At 73.8% G+C, this 14593-nt stretch carries 15 protein-coding genes and 2 pseudogenes; 10 read left to right on the top strand and 7 right to left on the bottom strand.

From position 1 onward, the window contains the following. The first annotated feature begins 121 nt into the window (after positions 1-121). Positions 122-354, top strand: a pseudogene (locus Prubr_RS20500) (DUF7455 domain-containing protein). Between the two features lie 168 nt (positions 355-522). On the opposite strand, the gene Prubr_RS20495 reads toward Prubr_RS20500, so the two are convergent. The 3 genes from Prubr_RS20495 to Prubr_RS20485 all read right to left on the bottom strand — a co-directional run bounded on the left by Prubr_RS20495 (position 523) and on the right by Prubr_RS20485 (position 3601). Then, positions 523-2244 (bottom strand): DEAD/DEAH box helicase, encoded by a 1722-nt coding sequence (locus Prubr_RS20495; RefSeq protein WP_212816541.1) that lies wholly within the window; start codon positions 2242-2244, stop codon positions 523-525. A 415-nt stretch (positions 2245-2659) separates the two neighbouring features. Continuing rightward, the gene (locus Prubr_RS20490) at positions 2660-3352 is read right to left on the bottom strand and encodes a trimeric intracellular cation channel family protein (protein ID WP_212816540.1); all 693 of its coding nucleotides are present in this window, start codon (positions 3350-3352) and stop codon (positions 2660-2662) included. A gap of 30 nt (positions 3353-3382) precedes the next feature. Next, positions 3383-3601, bottom strand: coding sequence for a DUF3039 domain-containing protein (locus Prubr_RS20485; protein WP_246567412.1), 219 nt, complete (start codon positions 3599-3601; stop codon positions 3383-3385). A gap of 140 nt (positions 3602-3741) precedes the next feature. Between Prubr_RS20485 and Prubr_RS20480 the strand changes: the two are divergent. After that, a pseudogene (locus Prubr_RS20480) lies at positions 3742-4632 on the top strand (pseudouridine-5'-phosphate glycosidase); the annotation flags it as partial. 92 nt (positions 4633-4724) lie between these two features. Next, complete coding sequence (locus Prubr_RS20475; protein ID WP_212816539.1) at positions 4725-5699, top strand: carbohydrate kinase family protein; 975 nt, start codon at positions 4725-4727, stop codon at positions 5697-5699. A gap of 14 nt (positions 5700-5713) precedes the next feature. Here the strand turns inward: Prubr_RS20475 and Prubr_RS20470 are convergent, their stop codons facing one another. After that, a complete protein-coding gene (locus Prubr_RS20470; RefSeq protein WP_212816538.1) occupies positions 5714-6067 on the bottom strand; it encodes a DUF3099 domain-containing protein in 354 nt (117 codons plus the stop codon). A 103-nt stretch (positions 6068-6170) separates the two neighbouring features. Between Prubr_RS20470 and Prubr_RS20465 the strand changes: the two genes are divergently transcribed. Together Prubr_RS20465 and Prubr_RS20460 are read left to right on the top strand one after the other, a co-directional pair. Beyond that, a complete protein-coding gene (locus Prubr_RS20465) occupies positions 6171-6470 on the top strand; it encodes a hypothetical protein (protein WP_246567409.1) in 300 nt (99 codons plus the stop codon). A 1-nt stretch (position 6471) separates the two neighbouring features. After that, the gene (locus tag Prubr_RS20460; protein ID WP_212816537.1) at positions 6472-6783 is read left to right on the top strand and encodes a ribbon-helix-helix protein, CopG family; all 312 of its coding nucleotides are present in this window, start codon (positions 6472-6474) and stop codon (positions 6781-6783) included. A 46-nt stretch (positions 6784-6829) separates the two neighbouring features. On the opposite strand, the gene rfbB is transcribed toward Prubr_RS20460, so the two are convergent. From rfbB to Prubr_RS20445, 3 genes are all read right to left on the bottom strand, one after another. Further along, complete coding sequence (gene rfbB / locus Prubr_RS20455; RefSeq protein ID WP_425518060.1) at positions 6830-7819, bottom strand: dTDP-glucose 4,6-dehydratase; 990 nt, start codon at positions 7817-7819, stop codon at positions 6830-6832. Between the two features lie 137 nt (positions 7820-7956). Then, positions 7957-8121 (bottom strand): hypothetical protein, encoded by a 165-nt coding sequence (locus Prubr_RS20450; protein ID WP_212816535.1) that lies wholly within the window; start codon positions 8119-8121, stop codon positions 7957-7959. Between the two features lie 48 nt (positions 8122-8169). Then, a complete protein-coding gene (locus tag Prubr_RS20445; protein WP_212816534.1) occupies positions 8170-8757 on the bottom strand; it encodes an HhH-GPD-type base excision DNA repair protein in 588 nt (195 codons plus the stop codon). Between the two features lie 125 nt (positions 8758-8882). Here Prubr_RS20445 and Prubr_RS20440 point away from each other — a divergent pair, with 125 nt between their 5' ends. From Prubr_RS20440 to Prubr_RS20420, 5 genes are all read left to right on the top strand, one after another. Further along, positions 8883-9365, top strand: coding sequence for a BlaI/MecI/CopY family transcriptional regulator (locus tag Prubr_RS20440; RefSeq protein WP_212816533.1), 483 nt, complete (start codon positions 8883-8885; stop codon positions 9363-9365). After that, the gene (locus Prubr_RS20435; protein WP_212816532.1) at positions 9362-10261 is read left to right on the top strand and encodes a M56 family metallopeptidase; all 900 of its coding nucleotides are present in this window, start codon (positions 9362-9364) and stop codon (positions 10259-10261) included. Before Prubr_RS20440 ends, Prubr_RS20435 begins: the two co-directional genes overlap by 4 nt. A 108-nt stretch (positions 10262-10369) precedes the next feature. Further along, entirely contained in the window at positions 10370-11431 is a 1062-nt protein-coding gene (locus tag Prubr_RS20430; RefSeq protein WP_212816531.1) for an iron ABC transporter substrate-binding protein, read from the top strand. Positions 11432-11559: 128 nt separating this feature from the next. Further along, on the top strand, positions 11560-13089 hold the full coding sequence (locus tag Prubr_RS20425) for an ABC transporter permease (protein ID WP_212828302.1): 1530 nt from the start codon (positions 11560-11562) through the stop codon (positions 13087-13089). Next, a complete protein-coding gene (locus Prubr_RS20420; protein ID WP_246567407.1) occupies positions 13086-14315 on the top strand; it encodes an ABC transporter ATP-binding protein in 1230 nt (409 codons plus the stop codon). Before Prubr_RS20425 ends, Prubr_RS20420 begins: the two co-directional genes overlap by 4 nt. Positions 14316-14593 lie beyond the last annotated feature (278 nt).

Below are 14593 nucleotides of genomic sequence, written 5' to 3'. Positions count from 1 at the left end.
TGTGTGACCTCGGTCCCCCGGGGGCACGTTGGGAACGCCGCACCCACCGTGGGTGTTGCACGATAGGTGAGAGCAACGACCGAAGAACGTGTTCATCGGTGACGACCCGAGGAGGAAGGCGATGACCCCGACCCTCACGCCGCCGCCCGAAACGGTGGCTCCCCAGCCGCCGATGAACGGTGCGACCGCTGTAACGCCGCCGGCAAGCTCCGGATCACCCTGTCGGGTGGTAGCGAGCTGGTGTTCTGTGGACACCACGCGAACAAGTACGCCGAGGATCTCGTGAAGATCACCGTGCGGTTCGTGGCCGACCCGGAGTTCAACTGGCGTGGCGCCGACCTGATGGCGAACTGAGACGACGGATCGGTCCCACCCGGGCGGGTGGGACCGGAACGTCAGATCCCACCGAGACGCGAGAGCGGCCGGAGTTTCCCGAAACGGGAACTCCGGCCGCTTCCGTGTATCCCGGGCCGGAAGCAGGACGGGCGGCGCATCCCGGGCCGGAACGGCGGCCGACAGCGGTCAGAGCGACTGCATCGTCGCGATGCGCTCCTCGAGCTGCTCGATCGTGGCCTGGGCGCTGGGCGGCCCACCGCACAGCCGCCGCAGCTCGGCATGGATCTTCCCGTGCGGCAGTCCGGTGCGGTGGTGCCGGGCGGCCACGAGGGCGTTGAGTTGCCGGCGGAGCCGGATCCGTCGCTCGGCCGCCGTCGGCGGCGGCGCGACGGCGGGCTCCCGCTGGGCCGGGGCCGGGTCGGCCTTCCGGCGCCGCTGGGCCGCCAACTGCTCCGCCTGGCGCTTGTTGAGCAGCAGCGCCACCTGGTCGGCGGTGAGCAGGCCGGGCAGCCCGAGATAGTCCTCCTCCTCCGGCGTACCGGCCTGCGCGCCGGTGCCGAACGAGGCGCCGTCGAAGATCACCTGGTCGAGTTCGGCCGTCGCGGACAGCGCCTCGAACCGCTTCTCCAACTCGCCGCCGGCCTTCTCGTCGCGCTGCGCCCGCTCGAGCAGGTCGTCCTCGAAGCCCTCCTTCTTCGGGCCGCCGAGGATGTGGTCGCGCTCGGCCTCCATCTCGCTGGCCAGCCCGAGCAGGTGCGGCACGCTCGGCACGAAGACCGAGGCGGTCTCCCCCGGCCGGCGGGCCCGGACGAACCGGCCGATCGCCTGGGCGAAGAACAGCGGCGTCGACGCGCTGGTGGCGTACACGCCGACCGCGAGCCGGGGGATGTCGACCCCCTCGGACACCATCCGCACCGCGACCATCCAACGGTCGTCGGAGGCGGCGAACGCCGCGATCCGGGCGGACGCCCCCACGTCGTCGGAAAGCACCACGACAGCCTTCTGGCCGGTGAGTCGCTCGATCAGCCGGGCGTACGCCCGCGCCGACTGCTGGTCGCTGGCGATCACCAACCCGCCGGCGTCGGCCATGCCGCCGTCGCGCAGCACCTGGAGCCGGGCATCGGCGGCCCGCAGCACCTGCGGCATCCAGTCGCCGGCCGGGTCGAGCGCCGTACGCCACGCCTGCGCGATCAGGTCCTGCGTCATCGGCTCGCCCAGCCGGGCCGCCAACTCGTCGCCGGCACTGGTCCGCCAGCGGGTCTCCCCCGAGTACGCCAGGAAGATCACCGGCCGTACGACGCCCTCGCGCAGCGCGTCGGCGTAGCCGTACACCGAGTCGGCGCGGGACCGCTGGAGGCCGTCACCGCCCCGCTCGTACGTCACGAACGGGATCGGGTTGTCGTCGGAGCGGAACGGGGTACCGGTGAGCATCAACCGGCGTACGGCCGGCTCGAAGGCCGCCTTGACCCCGTCGCCCCACGAACGGGAGTCCCCGGCGTGGTGCACCTCGTCGAGGATGACCATGGTGCGGCGGGTCATCGTGCGTCGCCGGTGCACCTGCGGCGCGATCCCCACCTGCGCGTACGTCACCACGGCCCCGTGGAAGTCGCGGGACGAGTGCACGTCGGCGTTGCGGAACGACGCGTCGAGCTGGATGCCGACCCGGGCCGCCGCCTGTGCCCACTGCGTCTTCAGGTGCTCGGTCGGCGCGACCACGGTGACCGCCTCGACGGTGCCGTCGGCGAGCAGTTCCGCGGCGATCCGCAGCGCGAAGGTGGTCTTCCCGGCGCCGGGTGTGGCGACCGCCATGAAGTCCGGGGACCGGCGACGCAGATACTCCACCAGCGCCTTGCGCTGCCAGGCGCGCAGCGCCGGGAAGGTCTGCGTCGAGACCGGTTGCCTGACCACGCGGAGGCCCCCCTTCCACGGTTACGGCCACGGGCGCCCCACCGCCACGGGGCCCCATGAAAACGCCTCCGCGACCGGTGGCCCGCGAAGGCCGTCCCAGCATAACCGCGCCCGTTCCCGCCCGTACCGGACGACACCGTTGCCTCCCCGACACCCACCCGCCACACCGCCCCCGGCCGCCGCACGCCCGCCCCGTCGGTGGGCCATGTTCCCCTGATCGGGTACGGGTCGCGGGCCTTCTGCCCGGGGTCTGCCGTCAACTTCTCCTTGATCAGCGCGGTGGGGTGGGTGGGAGCGGTGGGGTGGGTCAGCGCGGTGGGGTGGGTCAGCGCGGTGGGGTCGGTCAGCGCGGTGGGGTCGGTCAGCGCGGTGGGGTCGGTCAGCGCGGTGGGGTCGGTCAGCGCGGTGGGGTCGGTCAGCGCGGTGGGGTGGGTGGCGGCGGGGGGTTCGGGGACGGGGGTGGTGGTGAGGAGGGTGGGGACGGGGGTTCGGGGCGGGTGGGGGCGATCGGGGCGGACCACTTGCGGCGCAGCGCGACCAGGCGTACCGCGAAGATGAACGTCGCGGCGGCGACCAGCGGGACGGGTCCGGTGAGTCCGGCGGCGTCGACCGCGACCACGGCGACCGCGCCGACCAGCGCGGCCACCGCGTAGATCTCCCGCCGCAGGACGACCGGGATCTCGCCGGTGAGCAGGTCGCGGCCGAGTCCGCCGCCGATGGCGGTGAGCATGCCGATCACGCACGCGCCGACCGGCGGCACCTGCGCGTCCAGGGCCTTGACGGTGCCGGTGACGGTGAACAGCCCGAGCCCGGCGGCGTCGAGGACGAGCACCGTACGGCGCAACCGGGCCAGTCGGGGGTGGAGGTAGAACACGAAGACGGCGGTGACCGCGGCGACGGCGACGTACCGCCAGTTGGCGAAGGCCAGTGGCGGCACCTCGCCGATCACCAGGTCGCGGATGATGCCGCCGCCGAGGGCGGCCACGAAGCCGACGAAGACGACGCCGAAGAGGTCGAGGCGTTTGACGATCGCGGCCGAGGCACCGGACGCCGCGAAGACGGCCACCCCGACCAGGTCGGCCAGGAGCAGCACGGTCGAGGTGTTCACCGCGCCGAGGCTACGGGTGCCGGTGCGGGCTCAGCCCCGCATCGACTCGTAGATCTCCTTGCAGCGGGGGCACACCGGCGAGCCGGGCTTGGGGCTCTTGGTGACCGGGAACGTCTCACCGCACAGGGCGATCACGAAGGTGCCCATCACGGCACTCTCGGCAATCTTGTCTTTCCGGACGTAGTGGAACATGTCCGGCCCGGTGTCGGCGTCCTTCAGCTCCGGACGCTCGAGAACCTCTGTGCTCACGCGACAACACCTCCGACGAACCAGTTTGACAGGTCACCATCCCACGGTCCAACGGGGCCGACGCGGGCGCGGGCCGTACCGTGGTGATCGTGACCGATCCTGCCAACCGCCCCGGCCTGCCCGAACACCCGACCCATCCGATCCGGTACGGCGAACACGTCGCCGAAGCGCGGCGCACCGGCCGGCCGATCGTGGCTCTGGAGAGCACCATCGTCTCGCACGGCCTGCCCCGGCCGGACAACCTGCGGGTGGCCCGCGAGATCGAGGCGACGGTACGCGAGGCGGGCGCGGTGCCGGCCACCATCGGCATGGTCGGCGGGCAGCTCGTCGTCGGCCTCGACGACGCCCAGCTCACCCACCTCGCCGGTGCCGACGGCGTCACCAAGCTCTCCGTACGCGACCTCGCGGTGGCCGCCGCGACCGGCGCGGACGGGGCCACCACGGTCGCCGCGACCAGCGCGGTCGCCGCGGCGGCCGGGATCGGCGTGTTCGCCACCGGCGGGCTCGGCGGGGTGCACCGCGAGGCCGTGCAGACCTTCGACGAGTCGGCCGACCTGACCACCCTGGCCCGCACCCCGATCGCGGTCGTCTGCGCCGGCGTCAAGTCGATCCTCGACGTCGGCGCCACGCTGGAGCGGCTGGAGACCCTCGGGGTGGCCGTCGTCGGCTACCGCACCCGCCGGTTCCCCGGCTTCTTCATCACCGACGGCGGCTTCGACCTGGACTGGTCGGTCGACTCGCCGGAGCAGGTGGCGGCCGTCCTGGCGGCCCGGACGGCACAGAACGTGCACCACGGCGGGCTGATCGTCGCCAACCCGCTGCCGGTGGACGAGCAGCTCGACCCGGCGCTGCACGACCGTACGCTCGCCGACGGCCTGGCGCTGCTGGCCCGCGACGGGATCACCGGCAAGGCGGTCACCCCGTTCCTGCTGTCCCACTTCCACTCCGCGACGCAGGGCGCGAGCCTGGCGGTCAACGTACGGATCATTTTGAACAACGCCCGGCTCGCCGCCCGGATCGCCGCGGCCGCCCCACCCGGCGCCGACCGGACCGGAGCGGGCCCGATCGGTGCCGGCGGCCCGACCGGCGCCGGACCGGGCGGCACCATGCCGACCGTGGCCGGATGAGCCACGAGCCGTCGCCGGGCGTCCTCCGGCCGCGGATCGTCGTGCTCGGTGACCTGGTCACCGACGTGCTCGCCGTACTCGCCGGTCCGCTGGTCACCGGGTCGGACACCCGGGCCGGCATCAGCGTGAGCGGTGGCGGGCAGGCGGCCAACACCGCCGCCTGGCTGGCGGCGGAAGGTACACCGGTCACCCTGATCGGGGCCGTCGGCGCCGATCCTGACGGCCGGGCCCGGGTCGCCGAGCTGGCCGGGCTCGGTGTGGACACCGCGATCCACGAGAGCGCCGACGCGCCGACCGGCACGGTGATCGTGCTGGTCCACGACGGGGACCGGACGATGGTCACCGACCGGGGCGCCAACCTTCGCCTGCCCGCCGGGCACGTCGACGCCGCGCTGGCCGCCCGGCCCGGGGCACGGCACCTGCACCTGTCGGCGTACACCCTGCTCGACGCCGGGTCGCGCGACGCAGGCCTGCGGGCGCTGGCCGTGGCGCGCGGGCGCGGCCTGTCCACCAGCGTCGACGCGGCGTCCGCCGAGCCGCTGCGGCAGGTGGGCGCGGCGGTGTTTTTGGACTGGGTACGCGACGTCGACCTGTTGCTCGCCAACGCCGACGAGGCGACGGTGCTGGCCGGTGACCGGGGTCCGGCCGAGCAGGCGCGGACGCTGTCGGCGGGGGTCCGGCACGCGGTGGTCAAGCTCGGTGCGGCCGGGGCGGTGTGGGCGGGGCCGGACGGCGACGTGGTCGGTACGGCCGGGCGGCCGGTGCCGGTGGTCGACGCGACCGGCGCCGGGGACGCGTTCGCGGCCGGCCTGCTCGGGACGTGGGTGGGCGGCGACGGTCCACGGGCCGCGCTGCAGGCGGGGGCGGCGCTGGGCGCGGTGGCGGTGTCGACGGTCGGTGCCCGGCCGCCCGCCACCCGCGCCCGACCCGTCTCCGCGGCCGGCGCGGCCGACCGACCGCGTCCGGAGTAGGCTCCCGACCCCGGTCAGTCGGCGTCGATGATCCGGGGCTGCTCGGCGGCGGTGAGGGTGCGCGGCGCGGGCTCTTCCGGCGGCCCGTGCCGCATCCGGTTGACGAAGCGGTGCTCGTCCTTGGGCGGCCGGTCGTTGGCCAGCAGGACGGCCAGCCACGGTACGAGGATCATGCCGATGCCGCACACCGGCAGCCAGATCCACAGCAGCGGCACGTCGAGACTGATCAGGACGCCACCGGCGATCAGGCAGGCCACCCGGAACAGCATCATCACGATGTAGCGCACCTGCCGGCTGTGCAACTGGTCGCTCTGGCTGCGCGGAGCGTCGGTGATCAGGATCGGCCGGTGGCTCGTCTGCTTGACCATGGTTCTCCTCATGGGTCCGAACCCATCCTGCCACCTTCGCCGCGCACCGTTCGGGCAACCTCTGTCGATCTTGGACGTACCACGTGCGTGGTACGCTCACGCGGTGGGCAACCGGTTCAGCTTCACCGACGAAGCGCTCGGCAACCTGGAGGTCTACGCGGTCAGCCCCACCGAGGTCTGGCAGGCCCTGCGGGCCACCCACCGGGTCATCCGGCACCTCGGCGACGACGCGATGGTGGTCTACGCGACCACCCGGCGGGGCCGGCGGCTGGCCGTCCTGCTCGCCGAGGCCGACCACAGCGACAACGACTGGGACATCCTCTCCGCCCGCGAGCTGAGCGACAGCGAGGCGAAGCGCTACGACGAGGCGGTGGGGCGATGGCGAACGCGAGGAGGCGGATGAGATGAGCCGGCACGACGCGATCAAGCGGTTCCACGACGGCGGCGACGGACTCGACGACCTGATCGGCGACAGCCAGCCGGTCGGATTGCCGACGCCGGAAACCGACGAGCCGATGGTCAGCCGGTCGGTCCGGCTGCCGGTGGAGACCTACGAACGGATCCGGGCCGCGGCGGACGCGCGCGGGATGGGCGTGACGACCCTGATGCGGCAGTGGATCGAGGCCGGCCTGGCCGATCTGGACGACTCGGCGACCGTGTCGCTGGCCGACGTACGCCGGGCGCTGGCCGCCCTGGCCCAACCCAACGCCGCCTGAACCGCTGACCGAACCGGCGCCCGGCCACGCCGGGCGCCGGCGGGCGTCAGCGGCCGAGTTCGGCGTAGCGACGCTCGGTCTTCTCCTTCTTCGGCCGCCACCACGCCTCGTTGGCCCGGTACCAGTCGACCGTCTGCGCCAACCCGTCCCGGAAGCTGGTGTACGACGGCTTCCAGTCGAGTTCGGCGCGCAGCTTCCCGGGATCGATCGCGTAGCGCAGATCGTGGCCGGGACGGTCACTGACCAGGTCGAACCAGTCACGCGGCCGGTCGAGCAGCTCGAGCAGTTCGGCGACCACGGTCAGGTTGTCGACCTCGCACTCCGCGCCGATCAGGTAGGTCTCGCCGATCCGGCCGCGCTCGAGGATCGCGAGCACCGCGCTGTTGTGGTCGTCGACGTGGATCCAGTCACGCACGTTCCGCCCGGTGCCGTAGATCTTCGGCCGTACGCCGTCGATGATGTTGGTGATCTGGCGCGGGATGAACTTCTCGACGTGGTGGAACGGCCCGTAGTTGTTCGAGCAGTTCGAGATCGTCGCGCGTACGCCGTAGGACCGCACCCAGGCCCGGACCAGCAGGTCGGCGCCGGCCTTGGTCGACGAGTACGGGCTCGACGGGTTGTAGGCGGTGTGCTCCGTGAACCGGGCCGGGTCGTCGAGTTCGAGGTCGCCGAAGACCTCGTCGGTCGAGATGTGGTGCAGCCGTACGTCGTGCCGGCGCACGCTGGTCAGCAGGTGGTAGGTGCCGACGATGTTGGTCTCGACGAACGGCCACGGCTGCGCGACCGAGTTGTCGTTGTGCGACTCGGCGGCGAAGTGGACCACGGTGTCGGACCGGGAGACGAGGTCGTCGACGAGCGCGGCGTCGGTGACGCTGCCGTGCACGAAGGTGATCCGGTCCTCGACCGCGGCGAGGCTCGCCCGGTCACCGGCGTACGTCAACGCATCGAGCACCGTCAACTCGACGCCGGGCAGGCGGTCGAGGGTCTGGTGTACGAAGTTCGCTCCGATGAAACCGGCTCCGCCGGTCACGAGCATCCGCATCGCGTCACGATAACACCGGCACCGGGACCCCCGATGTCCCCGAACGGCCCTGGCCAGGTGGCCTTCTGACGGCTTTCAGCGGAACTCTTGACGACCTCCGCCGTACCGTCGGCCGCGCCACCGCGACGACCTCAGTCGGGTCCCTTGACGACCGCCGACGGGCCCGAACACGTCGGGCAGGTCGTCCACACCTCCCGGGTCCGCCCGTCCATCACCGCCCAGCGCAACACCCGGCCGGCACCCAGACAGGTGTGGCACGGAGTGCGGCCCGACTCACCCCGCTCCCGCTCCGCCATGGCGAGAGCCTAGCGCCGCGCGACGGAGGTGGAAGCGGTCGCACCGCGTCACTTCGCGCCGCCGGCCGCCTTCGCCGCGGCCTTCATCTGCTTCTTGTACTCCCGAACCCGGACCAGGCTCGCCGCGTCGACGATGTCGGCGACGGAGCGCAGCGAGCCCTCCTCGCCGTACGGGCCGGCGGCGGCCCGCCAGCCGTCCGGCCGTACGCCGAACTGCTTGCCGAGCAGGGCGGTGAAGATCTGCGCCTTCTGCTTGCCGAAGCCGGGCAGCGCGCCGAGCCGGCGCAGCAGGTCGGCGCCGTCGGCCGCCCCGGTCCAGATCGACGCGGCGTCACCGGCGTAGTCGTCGACGACGGCGCGGGCCAGCTTGCGGGCCCGTTCGGCCATCGAACCGGGAAACCGGTGGATCGCGATCGGCATCGCGAAGATCCGGGCCAGGTCGTCGGCGTCGTGGTCGGCGACGGCCGCCGGGTCGAGCCGGTCCACCCCCAGCCGCTCCGCGAGCCGGTACGGCCCGATGAACGCCTTCTCCAAGGGGATTTGTTGATCAAGGAGCATGCCGAGCAAGAGGGCGAACGGGTCGGTGGCGAGCATCTCGTCGGCGGCGGGATCCTGCGCCAGGTAGAGCTGCGACATGCCGTACAGCCTGCCAGAACCGCCTGGCCGGCGGTGCCCTACCGTCCGGCGGACCCCGCCACGCCGGCGGCGCCCCACCGCCCGGCGGGCGTCATGGGTTGCCGGGTGGTCGATATTGTCGGCCCATGCCCGCGGGTCCAGACGACAACACCGACCGCCCCGGAGGCGGCACCGACGACGGCGGCCGACGGCGGCGCGCCCCCGGCTCGCTGGAGGGCGAGGTCCTGGCGGTGCTGCACGGGTCCGGCACGGCGCTGTCCCCCGGCGAGGTACGCGAGCGGCTGGCCGAGCGCGACGACCACGAACTGTCGTACAGCGCGGTCGTGACCACGCTGTCCCGGTTGCACGCCAAAGGTGTGGTGACCCGCGGCCGCAGCGGCCGGGCCTACCGTTACGCCGCACCGGCCGACCCGTCCGGGCTGGTCGCCTGGCGGATGAGCCGGCTGCTGGACGCCGAGGCGGACCACGCCCCGGCGCTGACCCACTTCATCTCCGGCCTGTCGGCCCGCGACGAGGAACTGGTCCGCCGGCTGCTGCTCGGCGACGCCGTCGGGGACGTGCCACCGGCCGGCGACGGGCGGACAGCCGGTCCGGGCGGCGGCGGGTGATCGGGCACCTGTTGCTGTCGGCGGGGCTGGCCCCGCTGCTCGGCGTCGCGGCCCTGTACCTGCTCGTCGACCGGCTGCGCCCGGCGGTGGCGACGGTCGCCTGCACCGGCGTCGCGGTGGTGTTGGCCCTGTCGAGCACGGTGACCGTGCTGACCGCCGCCGGGCACGCGGTGACCCAGGTGACCGGGCCGCATCAGGTCGGCTGGGCGTCGTGGCTGGCCCTGGTCCTGCTGGTCGGGGGCGCCGGCGCGGTGATCCGGTCCGCCACCCGGCAGGCGGCGGGCCTGCGTTCGGCCCGGCGCGAGGCGGCGGGCCTGCCCGGCCGCGATTGTCTGGTGGTGGTCGAGGACGCCCGCCCGGCCGCGTTCAGCCTGCCCGGCCGGCCCGGACGGATCGTGGTGACCGACGGGCTGCTGGCCGCCCTCGGCCCGGCCGAGCGGGCCGCCGTGGTCGCCCACGAGCGCGCGCATCTCACCGGCGCGCACCACCGGTGGCTGCTCGGCGTACGGCTGGCGGCGGCGGCCAATCCGCTGCTGCGCCCGGTGACGGCGCTGGTGGCGTACACAGTGGAGCGATGGGCCGACGAGCGGGCCGCGGAAGAGGCCGGTGGGCGGGCGGCGGTGGCCCGGGCGATCGGCCTGGTGGCGCTGGCCAATCCGGCGCTCGCGCGCCAGCGGACCGGCCGGCTCCATCTGTCCGTCGCCGGTTGGTCGGTGCCCCGGCCGGGGCCGGTGCCCCGACGGATCGCCGCGCTGCTGCGCCCGGTGCCGGGCGGGCGGCACGTCGCCCTGCTGGCCGCGCCGGCCCTCGTCGTCGCCGGGTCGTGCTTCTGGACCGGTGAGGCGATCGTCGATCTCGGGCAGTTCGTCAGACTTTCCCGCCTGCAGAGCCGCTGACCGGGCACCCACCCCTGTTGCCTGAGGTTAGGCTCTGCTAACTTCTACAGCGTTGTAAAGGAGCCGGGCCCGGCTTTCGCTTTGCCGTGACGTTCGAAGGAGCACGCTGTGCCCACCACTCCCCGGAAGGCCGCGCTCGCACTGACCGCCGCCAGCCTCCTCGTGCTCGGCCTCGCCGCCTGCGGTGCCGAGGACGACGCCCCGGCGCAAGCCGAGACCCCGACCTCCGACAAGAAGATCACCGTCTACAGCGGACGCAGCGAGTCGCTGGTCAAGCCGTTGCTGGAGCAGTTCACGCAGGCGACCGGTATCACGGTCGAAACCCGGTACGGCAACACCGCCGCGATGGCCACCCAGCTGCTCGAGGAGGGCGACAGGTCCCCCGCCGACGTCTTCCTCGCCCAGGACGCCGGAGCGCTCGGCGCGGTCGCCAAGCAGGGTCTCTTCGCCACGCTGGACGGCTCGGTCACCGACAAGGTGCCGACCGCCTACCGGGCCCGCAGCGGCCAGTGGGTCGGCGTCACCGCCCGCGCCCGGGTGCTGGTCTACAACCCCGATCTGGTACCCGAGGCCGACCTGCCGGCGTCCGTGTTCGACCTGACCGGGCCGGCGTGGAAGGGCAAGATCGGCGTCGCCCCGACCAACGCCTCCTTCCAGACGTTCGTCACCGCGATCAAGGTGCAGCACGGCGAGGCGAAGGCCAAGGAGTTCCTGGCCGGCCTCAAGGCCAACGACCCGCAGGTCCGCGACGGCAACGGCCCGATCCTCGACGAGGTCAACAGCGGCAAGCTCCCCGCCGGCCTGCTCAACCACTACTACCTCGGCGAACTCGCCAAGGAGCAGGGCACCACGCCGGACGGGCTGAAGGCCAAGCTGCACTTCTTCCCCGGCGGTGACAGCGGCGGCCTGGTCAACGTCTCCGGTGTCGGCGTGCTCACCAAGGCCGCGCAGGACCCGGACGTCAAGACGTTCGTCGACTACCTGCTCGGCCCCGACGCGCAGAAGTACTTCGCCGAGCAGACCTACGAGTACCCGGTCGTGGCCGGCGTCGAGGGCCCCGCCGGCGTACCGGCGCTCAGCAGCCTCGCCGTTCCGGACATCGACCTCAACGACCTCGACGCGCTGGAAGCGACCATCGCGCTGATCAAGGAATCGGGGCTCGTCCCCTGAGTACGACGCATCCACCGGTGGGGCGGGCGCGCGACAGCGCGGCCGCCCCACCGGCCGTGTCCGCACCGCCCGGCCGCCCGCCGGCGCCGCCGCCCGTCCACCGACGGGCGGTCGCCGCCGTACGGCGGCTGGTGCCGCGCCCGGTCCTGTTCGGCACCGCCGTCGTCGCCGTCGCCGTCGCCCTGATCCCGGTCGCCTACCTCGGGGTACGCACCGCCGAGGCGGGCGGCGAACGGATCGCCGAAGAGCTGCTCACCGCCCGGGTCGGGCTGCTGGCCCTGCGTACGCTCGGGCTCGCCGCCGTGGTCACCGCCGGCTGCCTGCTGCTCGGCGTCGGCTCGGCGTTCCTGGTCACCCGCACCGACCTGCCGCTGCGCCGGTTCTTCGGGGTGCTCGCCGCGCTGCCGCTGGCCGTACCGACCTACATCGCCGGGTTCGCCTGGATCTCCACCGTGGACCGCTTCGAGGGATTCTGGCCCGGCGCGCTGGTGCTGACCCTCTGCTCCTACCCGTACGTCTTCCTGCCGGTCGCCGCCGCGCTGACCGGCGCCGACCCGGCGCAGGAGGAGGTGTCGCGGTCGCTGGGCCGCGGCGCCTGGCGGACCTTCACCGACGTCACGCTGCGCCAGATCCGCCCCGCCCTGACCGGCGGCGGGCTACTGGTCGCCCTCTACGTGCTCTCCGACTTCGGCGCCGCCTCGATCCTGCGCGTCGACACCTTCACCCGGGCCATCTTCATCGCCTTCGACCTCGGCTTCGACCGCACCGCCGCGCTCGTGCTGTCGACCGTGCTCGTCGTACTCACCGTGCTGCTGCTCGCCGGCGAGAGCGCCACCCGCCGGCGCGGCGAACGCTACGCCCGGGTCGGCGCCGGCAGCCGGCGACCACCGGCGCGGTCGCGGCTGGGGTGGGCCCGCTGGCCGGCCGTCGCCGCCCTGGCCGGGGTCGCCGCCCTCGCCCTCGGCGTACCCGCGGTCAGCCTCGCCCAGCGGATGGCCGTGGGCGTCTCCCGACCCGGCTCGCTCGGCGAGATCGCCGTCGCCGCCGGCAACTCGCTGTGGCTCTCGCTCGCCGGCGCCGCCCTCACCATGCTGCTCGCGCTGCCGATCGGCCTGCTCAGCGCCCGCGCGCCCGGCGCGCTGACCGGCCTGCTGGAACGCCTGAGCTATCTCACCCACGCCCTGCCCGGCGTCGTGATCGGCCTGTCCCTGGTGTTCTTCGGCATCAACGTCGCCTACCCGCTCTACCAGACCACCTGGCTGCTCGCCCTCGGCTACGCCGCGCTGTTCCTGCCGCTGGCGGTCGCCGCCGTGGCCGGGGCCGCCGCGCAGGCACCGCCGATCCTCGAGGAGGTCGCCCGGTCGCTGGGACGCGGGCCGGTGGCCGTGCTGCGCACCGTCACGCTGCCGCTCACCCTGCCCGGCATCGGTGCCGGCGCGGCCCTGGTCTTCCTCACCTGCATGAAGGAACTGCCGGCCACCCTGCTGCTGCGCCCCACCGGCACCGACACGCTGGCCACCGAACTGTGGACCCACACGACCGTCAACGCGTACGCCGCGGCCGCCCCGTACGCGGCACTGCTGGTGCTGCTCTCCTCGGTCCCGACCTGGCTGCTCGCCGCCCGTAGCGGAATCCTCGAATCCGAAGGTGGGAGATGAAAGAGACGCTGACCCTGCGTGGGGTGGCCAAGAACTACGGTCCGGTCGCCGCGCTCGCCGGCGTCGACCTGACCGTGCCGGCCGGCACGCTGACCGCCGTACTCGGCCCGTCCGGCTGCGGCAAGACCACCCTGCTGCGCTGCGTCGCCGGCTTCGAACGGGTCGACACCGGCGAGATCCGGATCGACGGTCGGGTGATCGCCGGGGCCGGCGCCCACCTGCCGCCGCAGCGCCGCCGGGTCGCCGTGGTCCCGCAGGAGGGCGCGCTGTTCCCGCACCTGTCGGTCGCCGGCAACATCGGGTACGGCCTCGACCGGGCCACCCGGCGCAGCGGCCGGATCGACGAGGTGCTGGCCCTGGTCGGGCTCGCCGGCCACGGCGACCGGATGCCGCACCAACTCTCCGGCGGGCAGCAGCAGCGGGTCGCCGTCGCCCGCGCGCTCGCCCCCCGGCCGTCGCTGGTCCTGCTCGACGAACCGTTCAGCGCCCTCGACGCCGGACTGCGCGCCGAGCTGCGGCACGACGTACGCGAGGCGCTGCGCGCCGACCGGGCCACCGGCATCCTGGTCACCCACGACCAGGGCGAGGCGCTGTCGACCGCCGACCAGGTCGCGGTGATGCGCGGCGGCCTGGTCGTCCAGTGCGCCGCCCCGGCCGCGGTCTACCGCGACCCGGCCGACCCGTGGGTGGCCGCCTTCGTCGGCGACGCCGTCCTGCTGCCGGCGGTCGTCGAATCCGGCGCCGCCCACACCGTGCTCGGCCCCGTGCCGCTCGCCGGCACCGTCGGACCCGGCGCGGTGACCGTGTTGGTCCGCCCCGAACAGGTACGGATCAGCGCCCGGCCGGCCCCCGCCGACGGCTCCCCGGCCGACGTGGTGGCACCGAACGGCTCCGGGCCGGCGCTCAGCTCCGGCGGGCCGGCAACCGGCTCCGGGTCCAGCGGGCCGGGGCCGGACGGCTCTGCAGCCGGCGGACCGGCGAGGAATGGTTCGGGGCCGGGCGGCCTGCTGCCCGGCGGTCCCGTGCCGGGCGGTCCCGTGCCGGGCGGTCCCGTGCCGGCGACCGTGCTGCGGCACGAGTTCCACGGTCACGACGCGCTGGTCGCGCTGCGACTCGCCGACGGAACCCGGATCACGGCGCGGATCCTCGACGCCGGGGCGCCGGTCGCCGTCGGCACCGACGTCACCGTGCACGTCGACGGCACCGCCCGGGCCTGGCCCGCCTGAGACCCGTCGGTGGTCGCCGGACGTGGTGATCGTCTGCTGTCCCGCCGCTGCCGGACGGCGTGTCGAACGGCTGCACAGCAGACGATCACCGGCGTCCCGCAGCCGGCACCGGCGACCCGCACCCGGCAGCCGGCAGTGGCGTCGGGTCCGGGGCAGGTCGCTGTCCGCCTCCACAGCGGATTCGCTGTGGGTACGCCGAATTCGCTGTGGACCGCAGCAGCAGTACCCCGTATCCGGGCCGCCGGACCCGCGCCAACCGGTGTCCGTCGCGACCCGGC

Source organism: Polymorphospora rubra, assembly GCF_018324255.1.
Lineage (GTDB): Bacteria > Actinomycetota > Actinomycetes > Mycobacteriales > Micromonosporaceae > Polymorphospora > Polymorphospora rubra.
Note: the sequence above shows the minus strand (reverse complement) of the source record. Positions and strands in the feature narration are given on the sequence as shown.